Source organism: Bacteroides sp. OF04-15BH (assembly GCF_003477995.1).
Lineage (GTDB): Bacteria > Bacteroidota > Bacteroidia > Bacteroidales > Bacteroidaceae > Paraprevotella.
In genome coordinates, this window is record NZ_QUEM01000016.1 from 58,674 (window position 1) to 79,952 (window position 21,279).

Annotated in this window: 17 protein-coding genes; 3 read left to right on the forward strand and 14 right to left on the reverse strand. The window is 43.1% G+C overall.

Features of this window, described 5'->3' with window-relative positions:
* Positions 1-58: 58 nt before the first annotated feature.
* Positions 59-2,419 (reverse strand): bifunctional dihydroorotate dehydrogenase B NAD binding subunit/NADPH-dependent glutamate synthase, encoded by a 2,361-nt coding sequence (locus DXA74_RS08815; protein ID WP_118526734.1) that lies wholly within the window; start codon positions 2,417-2,419, stop codon positions 59-61.
* 48 nt (positions 2,420-2,467) lie between these two features.
* Complete coding sequence (gene serS, locus DXA74_RS08820; protein ID WP_118526736.1) at positions 2,468-3,757, reverse strand: serine--tRNA ligase; 1,290 nt, start codon at positions 3,755-3,757, stop codon at positions 2,468-2,470.
* Between the two features lie 226 nt (positions 3,758-3,983).
* Between serS and DXA74_RS08825 the strand changes: the two genes are divergently transcribed.
* The 3 genes from DXA74_RS08825 (at position 3,984) to DXA74_RS08835 (ending at position 10,326) form a co-directional block, all read left to right on the forward strand.
* On the forward strand, positions 3,984-5,582 hold the full coding sequence (locus DXA74_RS08825) for an aspartate:alanine exchanger family transporter (RefSeq protein WP_118526738.1): 1,599 nt from the start codon (positions 3,984-3,986) through the stop codon (positions 5,580-5,582).
* 352 nt (positions 5,583-5,934) lie between these two features.
* Positions 5,935-8,751, forward strand: a complete 2,817-nt coding sequence (locus DXA74_RS08830; RefSeq protein WP_118526740.1) for an outer membrane beta-barrel protein — start codon at positions 5,935-5,937, stop codon at positions 8,749-8,751.
* A 711-nt stretch (positions 8,752-9,462) separates the two neighbouring features.
* Positions 9,463-10,326, forward strand: a complete 864-nt coding sequence (locus tag DXA74_RS08835; protein WP_118526742.1) for a hypothetical protein — start codon at positions 9,463-9,465, stop codon at positions 10,324-10,326.
* A 229-nt stretch (positions 10,327-10,555) separates the two neighbouring features.
* Here the strand turns inward: DXA74_RS08835 and DXA74_RS08840 are convergent, their stop codons facing one another.
* The 12 genes from DXA74_RS08840 to DXA74_RS08895 all read right to left on the reverse strand — a co-directional run bounded on the left by DXA74_RS08840 (position 10,556) and on the right by DXA74_RS08895 (position 21,034).
* Positions 10,556-12,127, reverse strand: coding sequence for an ATP-binding protein (locus DXA74_RS08840; RefSeq protein WP_118526778.1), 1,572 nt, complete (start codon positions 12,125-12,127; stop codon positions 10,556-10,558).
* A 109-nt stretch (positions 12,128-12,236) separates the two neighbouring features.
* Positions 12,237-13,766, reverse strand: a complete 1,530-nt coding sequence (locus DXA74_RS08845) for an arylsulfatase (RefSeq protein WP_118526744.1) — start codon at positions 13,764-13,766, stop codon at positions 12,237-12,239.
* 110 nt (positions 13,767-13,876) lie between these two features.
* On the reverse strand, positions 13,877-14,704 hold the full coding sequence (locus tag DXA74_RS08850; RefSeq protein WP_147401066.1) for a hypothetical protein: 828 nt from the start codon (positions 14,702-14,704) through the stop codon (positions 13,877-13,879).
* A 79-nt stretch (positions 14,705-14,783) separates the two neighbouring features.
* On the reverse strand, positions 14,784-15,953 hold the full coding sequence (locus DXA74_RS08855) for a WG repeat-containing protein (protein ID WP_118526748.1): 1,170 nt from the start codon (positions 15,951-15,953) through the stop codon (positions 14,784-14,786).
* 35 nt (positions 15,954-15,988) lie between these two features.
* Positions 15,989-16,393, reverse strand: coding sequence for a hypothetical protein (locus tag DXA74_RS16210; RefSeq protein ID WP_147401067.1), 405 nt, complete (start codon positions 16,391-16,393; stop codon positions 15,989-15,991).
* A 107-nt stretch (positions 16,394-16,500) separates the two neighbouring features.
* A complete protein-coding gene (locus DXA74_RS08865) occupies positions 16,501-17,859 on the reverse strand; it encodes a M48 family metallopeptidase (protein ID WP_158576048.1) in 1,359 nt (452 codons plus the stop codon).
* A gap of 45 nt (positions 17,860-17,904) precedes the next feature.
* The gene (locus DXA74_RS08870; RefSeq protein ID WP_118526754.1) at positions 17,905-18,210 is read right to left on the reverse strand and encodes a hypothetical protein; all 306 of its coding nucleotides are present in this window, start codon (positions 18,208-18,210) and stop codon (positions 17,905-17,907) included.
* Positions 18,194-18,388 (reverse strand): hypothetical protein, encoded by a 195-nt coding sequence (locus DXA74_RS08875; RefSeq protein WP_118526756.1) that lies wholly within the window; start codon positions 18,386-18,388, stop codon positions 18,194-18,196. Before DXA74_RS08875 ends, DXA74_RS08870 begins: the two co-directional genes overlap by 17 nt.
* A complete protein-coding gene (locus tag DXA74_RS08880; RefSeq protein ID WP_118526758.1) occupies positions 18,378-18,971 on the reverse strand; it encodes a hypothetical protein in 594 nt (197 codons plus the stop codon). Before DXA74_RS08880 ends, DXA74_RS08875 begins: the two co-directional genes overlap by 11 nt.
* A gap of 74 nt (positions 18,972-19,045) precedes the next feature.
* A complete protein-coding gene (locus tag DXA74_RS08885; protein ID WP_370448493.1) occupies positions 19,046-19,633 on the reverse strand; it encodes a BACON domain-containing protein in 588 nt (195 codons plus the stop codon).
* Complete coding sequence (locus DXA74_RS08890) at positions 19,549-19,908, reverse strand: hypothetical protein (RefSeq protein ID WP_118526762.1); 360 nt, start codon at positions 19,906-19,908, stop codon at positions 19,549-19,551. Before DXA74_RS08890 ends, DXA74_RS08885 begins: the two co-directional genes overlap by 85 nt.
* Before the next feature lie 4 nt (positions 19,909-19,912).
* On the reverse strand, positions 19,913-21,034 hold the full coding sequence (locus DXA74_RS08895) for a PrsW family glutamic-type intramembrane protease (protein WP_118526764.1): 1,122 nt from the start codon (positions 21,032-21,034) through the stop codon (positions 19,913-19,915).
* Between the last annotated feature and the right edge of the window lie 245 nt (positions 21,035-21,279).

Genomic DNA, 21,279 nt, shown 5'->3' on the forward strand with positions numbered 1-21,279 from the left:
CGGAAGACTCCGGCAGACAAGATTCATCATATTGATCTATTAAAAAGAATTCAGTAAATTACTGCTGCTGCAGATATTCGTGCATGCTGGCAGCAGCCTTGCGACCGTCGCCCATAGCCAAAATTACGGTAGCACCTCCGCGCACAATGTCACCACCGGCAAAGATGGTAGGCAGATTGGTCTGCATGCCCTCGTTCACCACGATGGTGTTCTTGCGGCCCAGTTCCAGTCCTTCGATAGAAGTCGGAACGATTGGGTTTGGAGATACACCGACAGCCACGATAGACATATCAATATCGATGGTCTCGGTTGCTCCCGGAATCGGTTCCGGACTGCGGCGACCGCTGGCATCCGGCTCACCCAACTGCATCTTCTGCAATACGACAGCCTTCACGGCTCCGTTCTCATCAGCCAGATACTCAATCGGGTTATGCAGGGTCAGGAATTCGATACCCTCTTCCTTGGCATGTTTTACCTCCTCGATACGGGCCGGCATCTCTGCCTCAGAACGACGGTACACGATGAAGACGCGCTCGGCACCCAGACGCTTGGCTGTACGGCAAGAGTCCATAGCCGTGTTACCGCCACCGACTACCATCACGTTCTTGGCCTTGTTGATCGGGGTATCTGTTTCCGGATTGGAAGCGTCCATCAGATTCACACGGGTCAGATACTCGTTGCTGGACATGATGTTGATGCTGTTCTCTCCCGGAATACCCATGAAGTTCGGCAGACCGGCACCGGAACCTACAAAGATTCCCTTGAAGCCTTCGTTCTCCAGTTCCTTCACACTGATAGTCTTACCTACCAGACAGTCCTTCACGAAGTGTACACCGATTTTCTCCAGATTGCGGATTTCCACATCTACAATCTTGTTCGGCAAACGGAACTCCGGAATACCATATTTCAATACACCACCGATTTCGTGCAATGCCTCGAATACGGTAACGTCATAACCGTTCTTGGCCATGTCACCGGCAAAAGACAGACCCGCAGGACCTGAACCGATAACAGCCACCTTGATGCCATTGGCAGGAGCACACTCTGGAACAGACATCTTTCCGCTCTCGCGCTCAAAGTCGGCAGCAAAACGCTCCAGATAACCAATAGCCACAGCCGGCTCGTTCATCTTCAGGTGGATACACTGGCTCTCGCACTGCTTCTCCTGCGGACAAACACGACCGCATACAGCCGGCAGCGCAGAAGTGCTCTTCAATACACGGGCTGCATTGAGGAACTCGCCGCGTTCAATATTCTTGATGAATGACGGAATGTTGATGCTCACCGGACATCCCTGCATACAGGTTGGGTTGGCACAGTCCAGACAACGCTTAGCCTCAGTGATTGCCTGCTCGCGGGTCAGACCGGTGTTCACCTCCTCGGTACGGGTTGTAGCACGATAAACCGGATCCAACTCGTTCATTACGACACGTGGAATGGCAGTACGCTCCTTCGGTTTCATCGCCTTACGGATTTCCTGACGCCATGCCGCATTGCGGTCGGTCAGCTCGCTCAGCGGAGTAGTCGTATCCATCTCGGCAGCCAGTGCGGCCCACTCCGGATTCAGGTGCTGATCCACCTGATCCATGTGCGCCTGGAAATCCTGCTCCAGATGACACATCTCCTGAGCCTCTTCCTTCTTGAAGGCACCCATACGCTTCAACATTTCGTTGAAGTCAACCTGGTGTCCGTCAAATTCCGGACCATCCACGCATACGAAGCGGGTCTTTCCGCCTACAGTGATACGACAGGCACCGCACATACCGGTTCCGTCCACCATGATTGTATTCAAAGAGACATCAGTCGGGATATTGTATTTCTGAGTCAGCAGGCAGCAGAACTTCATCATGATTGCCGGACCGATGGCAAAACACTTGTCCACCTTCTCGCGCTGGATCACCTGCTCGATTCCTTCTGTTACCAGACCTTTCTGTCCGTAGCTTCCGTCATCGGTCATGATGATCACCTCGTCTGAGCTCTTGCGTACCTCGTCTTCCAGGATAATCAGATCCTTGCTGCGACCGGCCAACACAGAGATCACACGGTTACCGGCCTCTTTCAAAGCCTGAATGATCGGCAACATCGGAGCCACACCGACACCACCGCCGGCACAAACTACGGTTCCGAAATTCTCAATGTGTGTTGCCTTTCCCAGAGGGCCTACCACGTCGGTAATCTCATCGCCTACCTCCAACTGACACAGACGGGTTGAAGACAGTCCCACTTTCTGTACCACCAGGGTGATGGTACCCTTACGTGTATCAGCACCGGCAATGGTCAGCGGCATACGCTCACCCTTCTCACCGACACGCACGATTACGAAATGGCCTGCCTTACGAGCCTTGGCAATCAAAGGAGCTTCAATCTCAAATTTAAAGACCTTCTCCGAAAACTGCTCTTTGGAAACAATCTTATTCATTCTTTTCTGATTTAATATATGTTTTATTTGATGATTAATGCTTACTGTTTAGAAAGGTTTTTCATCCAGCATCTCGAAACCGCAGTAAGGAACCAGGCATTTTGGAATGCGGATTCCCTCCGGAGTCTGGAAGTTCTCCATGATGGCAGCAACAATACGTGGCAAAGCCAAAGCCGAGCCGTTCAGGGTGTGGCACAACTCTGTCTTCTTGTCCTCAGCCTTACGGTAACGGCATTTCAGACGGTTGGCCTGATAAGTATCGAAGTTAGAAACTGAACTTACCTCCAACCAACGCTTCTGAGCCTCTGAGTAAACCTCAAAGTCATAACAGATAGATGAAGTAAAGCTCATGTCGCCACCACACAGACGCAGAATGCGGTAAGGCAACTCCAGTTTCTGCAACAGTCCCTCTACGTGAGCCAGCATCTCCTGATGTGACTGCTCTGAGTGCTCCGGAGTGTCAATACGTACGATCTCCACCTTTGAGAACTCATGCAGACGGTTCAGTCCGCGCACATCCTTACCGTATGATCCGGCCTCACGACGGAAACACTGAGTGTAAGCACAGTTCTTGATCGGCAGATCCTTCTCGTCGATAATCACATCACGATAGATATTGGTTACCGGAACCTCGGCAGTAGGGATCAGATACAGGTCGTCCAGATTGCAGTGATACATCTGTCCTTCCTTATCCGGCAACTGACCGGTACCGTAACCGGAAGCCTGATTTACTACAGTAGGAGGCATAATCTCGGTATAACCGGATTTGCGGGCCTCATCCAGGAAGAAGTTGATCAACGCACGCTGCAAACGGGCACCCTTACCTTTATAAACAGGGAATCCGGCACCGGTGATCTTCACACCCAGATCGAAGTCAATCAGATCATACTTCTTGGCCAGTTCCCAGTGAGGCAGCGCATCCTTCGGCAACTCAGTTTCCATACCACCGGTCTTTACCACCACATTATCCTCAGCACCCACACCTTCCGGTACCAGGTCATAAGGAATATTAGGAATGGCGCAAAGCTGCTCGATCACGCTCTTCTGTGCGGCATCCATCTCGGCCTCCAGAGCCTTGTTCACCTCTTTCAGCTGAGCCACCTGTGCCTTTACAGCCTCGGCTTCTTCCTTGTTGCCGGCTTTCATCAAAGCACCGATCTGTGCGGCCATCTTCTTGCTTTCCGACAGATTCTGGTCCAGCTTGGTCTGGGCCTCACGGCGTATTTTATCTGTTGCAATGACTTTTTCAATCGCTTCCTTAGCACCGTTGAAGTGCTTTTTCTCCAAACCTTTGATCACTCTCTCGGTCTGTTCTGTAATCAGTTTTAATGTAAGCATAATCAGTACATTTAATATGAATTTATTTTCTAACCTGCAAAAATAGCGAAAAAAAGTGAATGTAAGGCTATGAATAATAGAAAAGTAGACATTTTCAAATAAATATCTTAATAAGGCATCATTTTCAGGCAGAATAAGTAGCAAACTTTTTGCAGACCAATGTTTTTATCTATTTTTGTGCGGAAAACTTTATTACTAACCTCATTTATTAATTGAAAAAACCAAAATGTTTGCAGAACTACTTAAATCCTCTTATTTCGCTCTGTTTGTCATAGTGGCTTTGGGATTCATGCTGGGCAGAATCCGTATCAAAGGTTTGTCGCTGGACATCTCTGCTGTGATTTTTGTCGCTCTTTTATTCGGACACTATGGCGTACTGATCCCCAAGGAACTGGGTGATCTGGGTCTGGTACTCTTTATCTTTACCATCGGAATCCAGGCCGGTCCCGGATTCTTTGATTCCTTCCGGAGCAAAGGCAAAACGCTGATTCTGATTACCGTGCTGATCATTCTTTCGGCATCCCTCACCGCCGTGGGACTGAAATATCTGTTCGGACTGGATACCCCGAGTACAGTAGGTCTCATCGCCGGTGCGCTGACCAGTACCCCAGGTCTGGCCGTAGCCATCGACAGCACCAACTCACCGCTGGCATCCATTGCCTACGGTATCGCTTATCCCTTCGGTGTCATCGGTGTGATCCTTTTTGTCAAATTGCTTCCCCGTCTGCTTAAAGTCAATCTGGAGGAAGAAGCACGGCAACTGGAGGCCGAACGCATTGGTCAGTTCCCGCAATTGAAAACCTGCGTGTTCCATGTTACCAACTCCGCAGCCTTTGGCAAATCCCTGGCCCAACTGAATATCCGTGCCGTAACAGGTGCCGTGGTATCACGAATCAAAAGCGGCACACAGATTCTCATGCCGTCGGCTTCATATTCCTTGCAGCAGAATGATTATATTCAGGCTGTGGGCAGTGAAGAATCTCTGGCCATGCTGGCCGATATGATGGGAGAACGTCAGGAAGGAGAGCTTCCGCTCACCAAACGTCAGATTGTGGAAACCATTCTGGTTACCAAAAAAGATATGGTCAACAAGAATATCGGCAGTCTGAACCTTCATGAAAACTATGGTTGCGTCATCACTCGTGTACGCCGTAGCGGTATCGACCTGACTCCTACTCCGGATCTGGTGCTGAAGTTTGGCGACAAACTGATGATTGTAGGAGAGATTGAAGGCGTGAAGGGAGCTTCCGAATTATTGGGAAACAATGTAAAATTACTGTCCGATACAGACTTCTTCCCGATTGCCGTGGGCATCGTACTCGGTGTATTGGTAGGCAAGCTGAATGTCACCTTCCCGGGCGGCGTATCTTTCTCACCGGGATTGACCGGTGGCGTGTTGCTCACCACCCTGATTTTAAGTGCCATCGGCAAGACCGGTCCGATTCTTTGGACCATGTCCGGTCCGGCCAATCAGCTGCTGCGTCAGTTGGGTCTGCTGCTTTTCCTCTCCGAAGTCGGAACTTCCGCCGGTCAGAAACTGGTAGCCACATTCCAGGAAAGCGGTTGGAGCATGTTCGTGGTGGGTATGTTCATCACCCTGGTACCGATGATCATTGCCACCCTTGTGGCCCGTCTGGTATTCAAGATTTCCATGCTCGACCTTTTGGGTACCCTCACCGGTGGTATGACCAGTACTCCGGGTCTGGCAGCGGCCGATTCTATGGTGGACAGCAATATCCCGGGAGTAGCCTATGCTACTGTTTACCCGATTGCCATGGTCTTCCTGATCCTGTTCATCCAATTGATTTCGGTATTTGTGGTATAATCTCATCTTGATTTAAAGACACATACAGTAATCCCCTTCTTTTAAAACTGGTTTAAAGCGGTTTTAAAAGGAGGGGATTGTCATATATTAATGACTCTATCATATTCCTATCAGGTCAGTTTTTTTCAGTCCAAGACAATACATATAAATACAGAAAGATCAAGATTAATGTCCGCTTTTGTGTCCGAAAATGGACACTGTGTCCATTTTCGGACACTACGCTTTTTGCTAAAGCATTGATATTTAAAGAAATAATAAATTGGCATACTTTTTGTTTATTGGAGGACAGATGTATTATGACTCGTTGCCGTTTTCTATGTTCCTTATTTCATAACCTTTAATATCATTGTCCATGAAAAAAATCATATTCTATATATTGACAATATTTCTGGCAAGTCCGGCATTTGCCCAATACCCTCAAATCAATTTGCAAGGTAAAATCCTTGATTCTTTTCTGCAAAATGGAATCACGGATTGTCAAGTAACCTTGATGCATGCAGACAGCACAATAGTAAACAGTGAGCCCAAAGTATATCATATCGGTAATGATAATGCGCATTTTACAACCATCTTTGACTTCTTTATAGCCAACCAGCCCGGCGATTACCTGATTCGTGTGACCAAGGAAGGCTATGAAGACAGTTGGGGAAAGGTGACCGTACCTGCAAATTGCAAGGAAAAAAGGCTTTTGATACCTACCATATATACCCGCAAGTCGGCTTCCGTGCGTAACATGGGTGAAGTTGTGGTACGCGCAACTCGCATCAAGGTAAAGATGAGAGGCGATACCTTGGTTTACGATGCGACAGCATTTAATATGCCCGAAGGTTCCATGCTTTCTCACTTGATAGAACAGCTTCCCGGGGCAAAGATAAATGAAAATGGAGAGATCTTTATCAATGGCCGCAAAATTGACGAACTGACTCTAAATACCAGGAAGGTCTTTGGAGGAAATCAGGCTGTACTCATGGAAAATCTGCCCTATTTTACGGTCAAGGAGCTAAAAGTCTTTGAACGCCGCTCCTTACAATCCGTTTTAACGGGCGACTTAAACGCCGAAAAGGAATACGTCATGGATGTGAATCTTAAGGACGAGTATGCACTCGGAGGTATCGCAAATTGCGATATAGCCGGAGGCACACACGACCGATATTTGGCAAAAGCCTTTGGATTTCTTCTAACGAAGACCCTTAGTATTGGTGCATTTGCCAACCTAAACAACATCAATGACGAAACGAGTGGACTGTCTGGAGTATGGGGACAAAACTATAGACGTATTTGGGGAGGAGCGAATCATCCCTCCAAGCGTAAAGGAGCTGGGCTATCATTGGATTATGAGTCCACCAAGAAGCAGTATGGCTTTCCATCGCTGGCTCTTTATAATACGATCAGCGTAGACCGTAAGGACAATCTGAATGAATCTAAATCATTCCAGGAATTCTTTCTACCGACAGGATCTACCTACCAGAACACAAGTCAACAAATGCGTCAGATACTTAATGAAGTTATGCTTCATCAAACAGTTGTATATTTACCTCTTAGTATTCGAGGTGAATGGCGTGTCTTTTATGAAGACGATGAAACAAACCATAACACCATGTTGTCACACAGAAGCAGCGAGTATGAGGCTATGAAACAGAAATTCAACAATTTGGAAAGGAAAAAAGAGTATGGCATTTCATCTGGAGATTTCAACATGTCTCTTCCCTGGCATAAGCAAATCACTGTTTCCTTAAACAACTTGAGAGCAATCCACACTGTATTGAGGAGTTATAACAAGAGGCAAACACAAGAAGAAAGTACTACCCAAGACTATCGTCATGAGTACCAGGATGCCGCTTTTACCAACTATTCTTTTGCGCCCAATATTTCCTATCGCCTACCTTATTGGAAACGATTGGAAAGCAATATAAGCATAGGATATCAACAAAGTCGTAAGAAATCGACCGATGATTTGTTTGTACTGAATAATCTGGATGGATGGGGATTGGAAGACAGCGTAAAACTTGACCTGATTCCTTCAAGCAAAGAAATGCTTTGGCATGCCTACGACCCTGTGAATAGTACTTTCAGCGATATGCGTACACAAGAAGGCAATTTCAACCTAACGCTTAAATTGCTTCCAGGGAAAAGACTGCCCGTGGAAGTGACCCTTCAGCTGCCGTTGAACTTCCAAAAAGAACGACTGGCTTATCGCCGGGACGTACTGGATACTCTTGCCACCCGCAACCTGCTTGCGCTAAACCCCTCTCTCCGGATTAAGTATAAAGAGCTCTCTCTCCGAATGAACTTCCAGACCTCTTCACCCGGATTGCAGAACATAATGCCCTATCGTGACGCCCGCAACCCGCTGAATATCGTCACCGGAAATCCGTACTTGAAGAATAACCAGAAGTTCAATGCCAGATTTGACTGGAATCATACCGTACGCGAAAAGAATGTCATGAAGAGGAATATGCGTGTAGGATCGGATTTTACTTACTATGCGCGTTCTGTAGCTCAAGGTATGACTTACAATCCGCAAACAACGGCATACACCTATCGTCCTGAGAATGTAAAAGGCAATTGGATGTGGCATTCTTCTCACCAAATGTCGTTTGCCCTGGGTAGCAAGCAGCTTTGGTGGCTTGACAATGAATTGAGTGCCGATGTATGGCATTCCGTTGACTTTGCGTCGGTCGAAGGGCTCAATGAGGCACAGCTCAACAAGGTAGAAACGGTCAAACCCAACGAAACCCTGAAGATTCGCTATACAGGCAAATCAACCAAAGCCACATTGCTGGGCAATGTAGCTTGGCGGCGTACTTGGGGTCATCGTCCCTCACAAGAGACCATTAGCACATTCGACTTCAGTTATGGCGTGAATGCACAGCATACGATAGAGTCTTGGCACACGACATTCAACGTAGATGCCTTAATGTATAGCCGCCTCGGCTATAGCAGCAGCGTCATGAATCGAAATGAATTTGTCGTCAATGCAAACATCAGTCAGGCTTTGCTACACGGTAAACTTATACTTAAACTGGAAGGACGTGATATCTTCAATCAGCAGTCGGCAACATCCTATGAAGTGAATGCACAGGGACGCACGGAGTCGTGGCATCGTATTCTCCCCAGCTATATCATGCTGCATGCCGTCTATCACTTCAATCGGAAACCGAAGCACTAAGAATACAAACTCCGACTCGCCCCACAACTTAATAAAAGTACAGGCATAAACATTTCCTTGTGGCAGAAAGACTTTTGTCTCTATAAACTGTTGTCCCTTAAAATATTTTATTCACTGATATTCAATAATTTAGTTTATATAAATCTGCAAGTTTTCTTATCTTATAGGTTAAGAAACTTGCAGATTTATTAATCAAAAAGACGAATAATAGCCCTTTTTATTCAGCTACCTACCAGACATACCGAAGCTATCGTATCTACTTTTCTATTAGCCGACAAAATAGATTGGGAAAAATTAAAAACTGCTTTTCAACCTTTACTTTTTAAGAGAAAGCTATTTAACAGGTATACTTAAGTATACTTTTAACAAAAAAACATCATTTATATTTGCCATTCCTTATTTTTTCTCCTAAGTTCGGCATATTTCTGTTAGAAAAGCCGATTAATGAAGTGCTATTGGCTGAATATATCGAAATATTGGATCTATTTACCTTTTAAAAAAACATTATGAGAAATGTATTAAAAACTGCTGGAAATAAGTCTGCATGCTTGTTTCTATAGCCTTGAATGCTCAGGAACGTTCGGGCGATATCTGCGTTGATGTGAAGTGTGTCAGGAATACCACGAAAAATGAGGGATTGTGGTATTGTATTGCTATTGAAAGAAACTATCGTTAAAGTAATTTTAAAAAAATAGAGTCATGAGAACAAATATGAAAACTTTAAATTGGTTGCCGGTCTTGTTCGTGCTGGCATTTACCTGTTCCCTTAATTTATCCGCCCAATTATGGAAGAAACATGTCTTCTCTTTCCAAAATTCCCCAGACTCCGTAACCTGCGTCTATAAAGCGAAGACGAACGAACTGATCCTGTCGGGTTTCGACACGGATGGCAAGGGCACATTCTATTTCTTGGGTGGCAGCCCGCTGACGGTTACCTGTTACGAACAGGGCAAGCTGGCCTATCGTCGTCCGTTAGGTATCCGCTTTTCGGGCATGGTGAGTTTCCGTCTGATCGGCGATTCGCTTTATCTGATCCATCGCGAGGACCATGCCCTGTATCGGATGCACCGTGACAATAAGGGAGCGGTTGATTGTATCCCATTGAAAACGCCTCCCTTTGAAAGATGCTTTATCGGTCCCATTGATGCCAAGCCGTCCTTTAAGTTGTCTAATGTAAAGAACAGCACAACCAGTATCAGCCGAATTTATGACTTTCACCAGAATCTTCTTCGGGAATATTCCTATCGTACCGGGGATGAACTGCTGTATGATTCCGTCTATCAGCATATCCCGGATAATTTGGAGTATTTCGGACGTTATAAGGGGTATCGTGTATGTATGAAGGATTATGCCACAATTGTTTTGGTGGATGATAGCGGTGAAATTGTCCGTCAGACCGGTCGCACCTATGAAGAGCTGGATTGTTGGTATGTACTTGATTCCAGAAGTGATACGATTGAGAACTGGGGGCCGTCCGCAGAAGTCCGTGTCTTCAGAAACAACCATTTCTATATGCCCACCTTCAACGCGAAGAAAGAACTGGTGGTATGGGATGTGAATGTGGATTCGCTTTGAAAAATAAAAATCCTGATTTATAATAAGTTACAAAGAAGAGTTTGAAAATACTGAATCGAAAAGAGTTCAAAGGCGGCCTATAGATACTTGAACCAGAAGAATATAAACAGTAATCCCCTCCTTCTAAAAACTGTTTTAAAGAGTTTTTAAAGGAGGGGATTGCTGTAATCATATACTCTATCATAACATTCCTATCGGATCAACTTTTTCAGTCCGAGACAATTACGAATTAGTTGTTTTTTACTTCCCAGTCACCGATCGTGCCTGTCTCCGAAGAGAAACTGGCACCGATGCAATACAGTTTCCGGCTGTCGGCAGCATATTCGCGGGCATAGCCTTTCTCCTCAATCTGCTGCAAGGCTTCTTCAGCCGTACCGTCCAGCTTGAACTCGAAGATATAGACATAGTCAGCCGTTTCCAGCACACAGTCCACACGGCCTTGACTCTGCACCTTTTCCACATAAACCGTATACACGCTCACCAGACGAAGAATCAGATAAAACGTATACTGGAAATAACGCTCCCGCTCCGCCTCATCTTCCTTGCGCCGCATCGTATAGGGAATGCTCGAAAGGAAAGAAGTAAACAGGGTATGCACCAGCTCCACATCGCCGGCCTCCAAAGCGTCCAATAAATCGAAGATCCACCCTTCCACCCGTTTCCCGGGCCGAAGGTAGGAAGTAGCCAGAGCCGTCAGAAAACCGCTCTTCACTTCGTTGTTCGGAAAGTCCAGCAAAAAACGGTTACGCCGCATGTCGTAAGCCTTGATCGTCAGGTAACCGCTCTGATAGATCATCGGCAGAGGGCGCTCCACATCGGCCTTGTAGTCAATGAATTCCTCCGGGGCATAATACTTGCCCGTAAGTTCGTTCATATTCTCCTTGAAGTGAGCAAGCAGACGAATCAGATAGGTCGGTGTGCCCGTGCTGAACCAGAAGTCACGAATGCGAAGACTGTCCAACGCATTAAGCAGACTGAACGGATTGTAAATATCCGTCAAACGGTCGCTGAAGTGATAGCCGTCGTAGTGTGCTTTCAATTTCCGGCGCATCTCTTCCGGCGTACACTGGTATTCGGCCGCCATAGCGGCTATCGGTTCTGCAAAATTACGGTCAATCTCTTCCTGCGTAATGCCACACAAAGCCTCATAACGGGCATCCATACTGATGTCCTTAGGCTGGTTGAAACCGCTGAACACACTGACCTGAGAAAACTTGGTCACTCCCGTCAGCAATACAAACTGCAAATGGCTATCCGCACCCTTGAAGACCGAATAGAATGCTTTCAGAATGTTTCGATGCTGATTCTCCAGATCGGTATCCACATCCAGCACATCCAGTATCGGCTTGTCGTACTCATCGATAAGCACCACGGCACGGCGACCGGTCTGTTGGTGGGCTGTTTCCAGAATATTGATAAATCGATCACCGTAGCCCAATTCATGAGTCCGAACCGGCAGATTATACTGCTGTTCCCATTGTGCCAGATAAAAATTTATTTTCTGTTCCAGTTCTCCTGACTTCGTAAAATTTCCTCCATTGAAATCCACATGGAATACCGGATATACCGCCCACTCCTTTTCCAGACGTTCCATAGCCAGGCCACGGAACAGTTCTTTCCGCCCCAGATAATAATTCTCTAAGGTGGAAACCAGCAGACTCTTGCCAAAACGACGCGGACGACTCAGAAAGTAAATACTTCCTTCATGTGTCAGACTGTAAATCAAATCGGTTTTGTCTACATACACATAACCGTCTTCCACAATACGGTCGAAGCTCTGAATGCCTATCGGATATTTCATCATGGTCTTCTCTTTTAAATCTTTACGCAAAGATAATAGGAAAATAGACTTATCCCCTGTTTATAAAGAAAAATATTCGGAGAAGTCATTTCCCCAGAAATGCAACCTATCACATCCGTCCCTCTCTCACAGCCTGAAGCTTTGCCTTCAGTTCCTGAGCTTTCTGCCCGTTCTCGTCTATAACATTTTTCTTTTCCTCACGATCTTTTGACAAATGATACAACTGAGGTTCCTTGCTGTTTCCCGATTCGATAACCGGAACCCAAGGAACACCGGCCGGACCGTCGCTCGGCTCGATATATTTCCACTCCTTATCGCGTATAGATAAGGTATGATTATAAGACTGCTCAATCACGTAATCACGTCCCTGCGCATCATCGCCCAACAGAGTTGTCAGATGGTTCTTGCTGTCCGGTGCCGATCCTTTTGGCAGACGGGCCTGAAGCAATTCTCCAAAAGAACGGAACAAGTCAATCTGTGAGAACAGCGCGTCCGATGTTTTGCCTTTACGGATATGCTGTGGCCAGGAAACGATAAACGGAATCCGCGTTCCTCCCTCAAAGGCGCTGTATTTATTACCACGCAATCCACGGGTTGGAGAATGTCCATCCAACAGCTCAGCAGCCTGATCCGCATATCCGTCGTCAAGTACCGGACCGTTATCGCTCGACAGGATGATCAGGGTATTCTCATACAGTCCGTTCTTCTTCAGGTAGTCAATTACCTGCCCCACCGTCCAGTCAAACTGGGCAATAGCATCGCCACGCAGTCCCATCGGATTCTTTCCGCGGAAACGTTCATGCGGGAAGCGGGGTACGTGCACATCATTGGTAGCCAAATACATAAAGAAAGGTTTGTCCTTATTTTTGTCAATAAATTCCAAGGCATGAGCTGCTATGGAATCCGCAATATTCTCATCCTTCCACAGAGCTTTTCCTCCCCCTTTCATATAACCGATGCGGCTGATGCCGTTCACAATGGCCTGATCATGTCCGTGCGAGGGTTTCAGATTATACAACAGTTCCGGATGGTCTTTTCCCAACGGTTCACCGGGGAAAGGTTTCGCATAGCTCACCTCTATCGGAGCACTCGGATCATAGTTGGCTACCATACCGTTCTCGATAAAGACACAAGGCACACGGTCGCCCGTAGCAGCCATAATATAGGAATAATCAAAACCCAAATCGCCGGGATGAGTCGGCAGAGGAGCATTCCAGTCCTGTTTTCCGCTCTCGGCTCCCAGCCCTAAGTGCCACTTGCCGATGGCCGCAGTAGCATAACCGGAATTCTTGAACACATCTGCCAGTGTATATTGTCCGGGCTTGATAATCATACCGGCATTTCCGGCTGCCACATCCGTTCCTTTCTTACGCCAGGCATACTCACCCGTAAGCAGAGAGTAACGCGAGGGAGTACTGGTAGCTGCCACAGCATGTGCATTGGTAAACAGGATACCGTCCTGAGCCAAGGCATTCACATTGGGAGTCTTTACATTCTTGGCATCATAGCATTCCAAATCACCGTTGCCCAAATCATCGGCATAAATCAAAAGTACATTCGGGCGTGCCGTATTCTGAGCCCATAAGGCGGCACCACATCCCAGCAAAGCTATAGAGCATAAAAGTTTTTGTCTATCCATCTTAAGTATCGTATTTTAGGATTAACGTAACAGATCGCAAAAATAAAAATTTAGCCTGAATGAACTCGACAAAAACAGAAAAGAAGAATTCGTTTTTCAAACTATTTCTCTTAATTGACAGAAACAATCCTATTCCCTAACATTTCCAAACGTGCCATCTCTTTGGGATCACATTTCATCTTACCCGCTTTTTCCAGCAAACGATAAGCAATAGACAGGTTTCGGGCACCCCTTGGTGTCAACATACCACATTGATCAGCAAGGTTATAATACTCTACAGCTTTCATCCAATGCTCTTCATCATTCTCCTGCATACTTATATTCCCCAACTCAACATACATAATCGGATATTTTTCAGCATACCTGCGAAGATTCTGTTCATATTTTTCCGGGCACTTCAAATGTTTGTACATTACTGTATGCAAAACAGGTGCCATGTCACTTCCCTGAACTCCTGCTTCAAGAAACAACTGTTCAGACTTAGCCGTATCATTCTCACATTCAAGAGCATAAACTGCATCAAAAATCAAAGCATCCGCAGGAGATACACATCTTAATTTTTCTACTGCTTCCCGAGGAACATCTTCAATTCTTCGATGATCCAGCACATCTATCAATAAAGGGAATATCCGGTCCTGCTTCATGGCTTCTATAATATCTTTAATATCATTTCCCTTTAGTTTTCCGGAAAGCATATACATAAACATCATATTAGCACTACTCTTTTTCACACCTGCTCCATCCCGATAACAAAGTGCCAAAGAATCATAAGCCTCTGTATGTCCCATTCGTGCTTGCTGGACAAATTGCGCAACCCTACAACCGGGATTTACCGCTCCTTGGGATATATCAGCATTCTGAACCTCTATACGACTCTTACAGGATGTGCCATTAAATAACGTAACAGCACAACATAACAATATCAATATATTTCTCATAATCTTATCATCTAGAATTTATCACATATCAACAAATAAGCTCCTTCATTCTTACTTTGTTGCTCGTTAACGATAGTAACTAGAAGTTTTTTTCATCAACTTTTTCTCCCTTGCCATTCAGCAAAATACCGTTACTGTTGTCATTTTGACAAAAATACAGGTCTGCACCTATAGCCTCTATGGAAGAATAAGCTGGAGGGGTCAGAATCTTTCCTTCCGGAGTCATCAGTCCATACCATCCATATTCAGCTTCATATCGTTTACATTTGGCTACAGCCTGTATTGGCGTACTCTCATATCCGCTATATTCATCCTCCAATGATTCAGCAGAATACAGTTTCTCTGTGTCGTAAGTCATCATTTCAATATTCTGGATACAGAAATCTTCTATCAAGTCACCCTGTAAATTAAATGTCTTGACTGTATGATCACTCATCGTAGCTATAATGGTCTGATCCCTTAAACTGATCCTCACGCTGCCCGCAGAAAACGGGATTACCGTTTGCATATTGTCTGTTATCATACTCTGTTCCTTACCATTATCAAGAATCCAGAAGGTATCACAAGGCTCAATTGAAAAATATTCAGCATTCAAAACCCACTGTCCCTGTTTGTTGATCAGGCCCCAGCGGTCCCGACGATCATTATGGACAGCACAGTGCTGATTATGGAACACATAACCTTCAATACCCGGAATATAAGGCATTTTCAAGTCGATGACAACCTTACCTGTACCATCGATGAATTTTATCCATCCATTATCATCAACCGAAGCCAATCCTTCCGAAAAGATCCAGGCATGTGCATATTGAGGCTTGATAACAGTCTTACCGGAATATATATTGAAATATCCGCGCTTCCTGCCATTACTGTAGCACACCAATGAATCGTCTCCTAAAGGCTTGGCAATCCAACTGATCCCCTTGATAGTCTTCTTTCCATTCTCATTCTCAATATAGCCATCTTTTCCATCAGCAACATAATAAGTGGTATTTCTCGATAAATATTGTGTATCATAAAGTTCTTCGGAATCATTACAAAATGTGCCGACAATCCCTTCAACAAAGGCCGCGACAGCAGCAGAAGTCACAAACAGAACCATCAAAGTGAAACACGTACCAACTGTCCGGCGAAGAATTTTTCCATACATGGAATCATCTTTCATACCCAAAATCACAGTAAACCACTCAGCTATAGCGGTAAGGAATCTGGTTAACCCCTTCCATAACAAAATAAAAGCTCTTTTCATAGCAACCCAATCTAATTATATTCTTAAACAAAAAATTACTTATATATTTTTTTATGCCCAAACTTATTTGATGTACAATGATAATATTCACAGTTCACGCATTTAGTCTGTCCTGGAGCATGAACATATTGTTCACATCCACATCCTGAATTGCATGGTCCATAAATATAAGACGCTCCTCTAAAACTAATATTACCATAAGAACGGGTTTCTACTTCTTCAAGTTGCACTTGTCCAGTTCCGTTACAAACAATGCAGGTATATCCTCCATACACACCATATCCACCACAATTAGGACAAACAGAAGTTTGCTGGTTCTCAACCTCGTATAAATTCTCAGCTGAATAATTAGAATTACTATCAGTACGATTACAGGATGAAAAAACGCAAAGCCCCCCCGCAATCAAACAAACTCCAATAAATACAATATTCTTTTTCATAATTTTATAACCCTTTATGTGTCGGGCACAACTTCTAAGTTATTTTATAAAAAAGAGAGTATTTTCACAGAAATCTATCAAATGCAAATATTTTTTCGTACAAATTCTCAGATCATAGTTACTTTTTCTACAAACACATCATAATATCCCTTCAATAAGAAGACCTTATAATCCATATCTATTTTATAAATTTTGTCAGATTCCACATTTAGCTCAAAAGGTGTTGAAATAAGCCCCGAAGGAGCATATACAGAAATACTATGTTTTCCAGGAGAAGTTTTACGTTTCAGAGTATACCCTTTTATAAAATTACCGGTACCAATATCTTTTCCATCCAATAACACTTTATACGTAGCATCAAACCAAGGTAATTTATGCTTTCTGCTGTCAAGACAAATCATTAAAGTAACAGAAGTCTTCATTTGTTTCTGTTTTGTGTAAATACCAAATCCTTTTTGTAACCACAAAGCAAACTGATTTGCGGAGCATAGTTTTACAGTTTTCCTGGAAGACTGCACTCTTTGCATCGCTTGTCTGCGAATATTACACGTTGATTGGATAGAAATATCCGGTACTAATCTCCCCAAACGTTCTACTCGCTTAATGATCTCTGAACTTAACAAGTTCCGTGTTGGACGCGAATAGTTTTCTACCAAATGTAAAGCCAAATAAACATTATCTACTTCAATACCCTGAGCACCTAACTGTTGTAATCCCCATTGAACCACTTTATAATTATATCTTATACAAACAGCATGAAGTAAAGCACGCTGTAATGTAGGCGCACCGACATATTTCACAGCTACGTCATCTGCATCATATTCCATTTGTTTTGCTAATTGTGCATAATCCTTATTAATACGATTACAAATCCAATTGGTAAAATAAGTAAACAATAACAGTTGTGACTTTAGCTGTTGTTGCCACGTACTTTCTTTTTTCAACTCCTTAATGGATAAAAAAGACCGTGCAAACTGTCCGATAGTATACACGGATAAAGAGCTCTTCATCTCGCTCTGTACATAATGTCCGAACTCGTGATAAAGTATAGCACGTATTTCATTATCATCAAGTTGAGTCAAAAAGCCCATCCCTATTACCAGATTGCGGTTCGGTGATAATAGAATATTACTTAACTGCGGTTGAATAAAAACAGCAGCTGTCACATCTGGGCACAAGTAAACTTTATCTACAGGAGGTAAGTTCAACGCACTGGTGATTTCCTCAATTATTGCAAATAACTCTGGATAATCTTTATTTGTAACAGGAAGAAAACTTTCAGGCAAGCCTGTCTTGAACCTAAAGGCTTTGATCATCTCCCAAAGCAACCAGCATCCTCCAAATGACAAAACAGTCATATGCATTGAGAAATCATGCTCCCCATAATTCCATATAATATAATATCCCCAATAAATAGAGATTAAAGCCACAATCACAAAACAAAAACAGCCGGCTATGTAAATCATAACCGACTTGTTTATTGCCTTTCTCAAGTCATCCATTTATGCAAATTATTTTTGAATACTGCAATCCTCCTCTTCTTCATCATCTGTATTTATATCCCCTAAAAAACCTGCCATAGCTAATGGTTTATGTAAAGGCTCAATGGCAGCTGAGGATGCATCAAAATTATCCCAAGAGGGCAAGTCTATAATCTTATCAGACGGAAAATTATCCATAGCCTGACGTGATACATTTAAAACTTCAAAAGTATCAAGATCCATTTCTTGGTTCATTTTTGTGATATCCTTCCCAGTCAACATATCTTCCAAATATGCTGCCAATTCTTCATCTGAAATTTTATTGCATTTTGTCATAATCATCAATGTTTTCATTAAATAATATTGTAGCCCGCAATGCTACCATAAAAAACTCATCAAATACAACGTCAGACATATTTTTCAAGACTGCTCTTCGTTCTTTACCAGTAGCCTGCCCATCAAGAACTTTTCCGAGTAATTCGACATTATTCATCAGAACTGCATTATTTTCCATATCCCATAGCAAGCATTTGTTTTTGTAATCCTTTTCTAATTCTATTATAGCGGGTATAAATATAACCGGAAACCTGAGCATCAGTTTTTGCTTTAGTATCAAGAGTCACATCATTTTCTATAAAAACTTTTGCTTCATCAAGAATATTTCCAGGCTTTTCTCCATCTATAAGAATACGTTCTACTAAAAACCTATCAAAAGGCTGCATTTTTTTTACAATACGATTAAGATCATCCATAAAAAAATGATCCGTATTTTTTTCTGCCTGCAATTTCTGTGCAAAAGAGACATCGTCACCTAACAGTAACAATTCTTTATTCCGTTTATGTTGAAAATAACGAGAAGCAATAATCGTTATATAGGAATTTAAAGAACACGTATATTTAAAAATCCGCAGTTTATGCCAATCATCTGATGAAAGAAACTCATAAAATTCTCCTATAAGCTCTTCCGGCATCTGTAGATTCGGACAATAATACTGCCCTATATACATTAAGGCTCCTCTACACCTTACAAAAAAGAAATCCCGAATCATACGAGCATCATTAACTATCAATTTTTCAACTATCTCCTGATCTGTCATGTGATTTTTCAATATTATTTTTTAATAAACAACCTGCATCACGAATTATCTTACCTGATTATTATGCTCCATTCTTATTCTATGTAACCAAGTCCGTTACAAGAACTACATGCTACCTTTCCCGTTCCTCCGCATGCAAAGCAAGACATAGAATAGAATCCAAAACCAGAACTTCCTGTTCCCCAACAAGAACTACAAGAAATTTCACCTTCTCCATGGCATACATTACATTCACCTCCTTGAGATAAGAAAATTGTTGCCACAATCTGATCTTCTTGAATGACAACAGATCCGGTTCTATATTCACCCTCATTCTCGGAACAAGAAATTCTCAAATCTCCTTGCTCTGTTTCTTCTACGTCAATCCATTGAGGAAATTGAGCTTTCCATTCACAACCATCAGTCTCTAAGGATACTGTTTCACTTCCACCATCTTTTCCAAAGTGCAATTTACTTTCTGATACATTCAGGACTGTTGCATAAGCAAACTGACGAACCACAACCTGAGTCAACAGTTTGCCACTCTGAATTGTTATAGTTCCCTCTCTATTCTGTCCTGTTTTATTAGGCTCAACAGCTATTTCAAAGTAATTCTCAGACTCATCAATACTAACCCAATCCGGTTGATGATTAATAGTCCATACATAACCATCATAATCAATATCAACTTTTCACCGCCTTTTGCTGCCGTTAAAACTTCTGGTTCTGTTCTCAAATAAGTGGCGGCATTCATTACATGCCGATATAGCAAGAATATTCCCAATATAAAAACGACCAACGTAATTATAAACGCTTTCAAACATCCTTTTCTTTTATTCGGTTTTGACGATGTCGTTGGAGTCTCACCGGACAGATTCTCTTGTAACTGACATCCATCCTTAACACAAAAGCTCATTGAATCATCATACTTAGTATGACATTTTGGACATATTTTCATAATACTAACTTATTACTTGTTGCTCTGCAACCTCAGATAATCCCATGTTTATTAAAATCAAAACTATAATCCACACAAATATTACCAATAATATGGGTACAAGGAAAATATCTGCCCCTATTGCAGATAAAGGAGAATCCCATAAAGCATGAAGGAGCACAGGGATTATGAACAACCTCAAGAATTTACTGTCAGTAAACAAATTTGTTGAAATCTCTCCTCGGGCTTTAGCAGCAATCACTAACGCAGCGCCGGATATTGCAGCCCAAGCGACATGTCCTCCTGGAGCTAAAAATCCACGCAAGAATATTGTCTGATTAATGGCATCAATCATCTGTCCACTGTCAATCTGTTGTCCATAAGCAGCTGCATACCCTGAGTATTGTAAGAACTCTACCAAAGGATGTAATGCATATCCTGCAGACTCAAAAGCAGCAAATCCAGCTCCCACAGCGGCACCAACCAACATACCTGTTAATATAGATAATTTCCCAAAATACCGCAAGAAGAGATAAACGATAACCATTTTACCGATTTCTTCTATCAATCCGACCATAATTGCTCCAAAGAAATCCAATTCATCTACAGAGTATATTGAGAACAGAAAAAGAGTAGTAACCAGTGATGCACATCCTCCTACTAGAAAGATTCTCACCACTTCATACATACTGACATTTCTCCAGGCATTCACCTCCATAAAAAGAATCATTGTAGCCAAAGGAACAGCAAATGAACCTACCACAATCAATCCTGGCAATGCGTTGGTATTTCCAAACACACTACAACAAATCCATAATAAAGCAAAAGCTATAACAAATATCAACAAGACCCGGCTATACAACCAAGGATGAGGCCAATCCTTAGACACTTGACTTCTATCCGGTGTTGTCATTGATGTTCCACAAATAAAAATCATCTCAGCTTCTTCTTTTGAATGCTTCTTAAAAACATCCGAGAAAAGTACCTTCCAGTTAAGATCTGCCGGTCTACTATTCCCTACATAATCATTCAATGAATCCACCCAAGATCCATTTTTCTGTGTATTTAAATTCAATTTTTTACCACATTTTCCACAAAACACAGCCTCATCCGGATTCGGATGACCGCAAAAACTACAATATTTCATAAACCTATTATATCCTACGATTCTAAAAAATTAACGAGTTATTTTTAGCCAGACACGTCACTTGACTATGCCTAAAATTACTTCACACATTTTTGTTTATACTTACTGATTCACTTTACATGTTAATAAAACTCTTCCTACTTTACTTTTCATATTAGTAAGCAACAGGTTTAAATGCGATGCATTAGTAATAAATCAGGACAGATAATATTTAATGAACTAATCTATGAAAAACACCGCGGAGG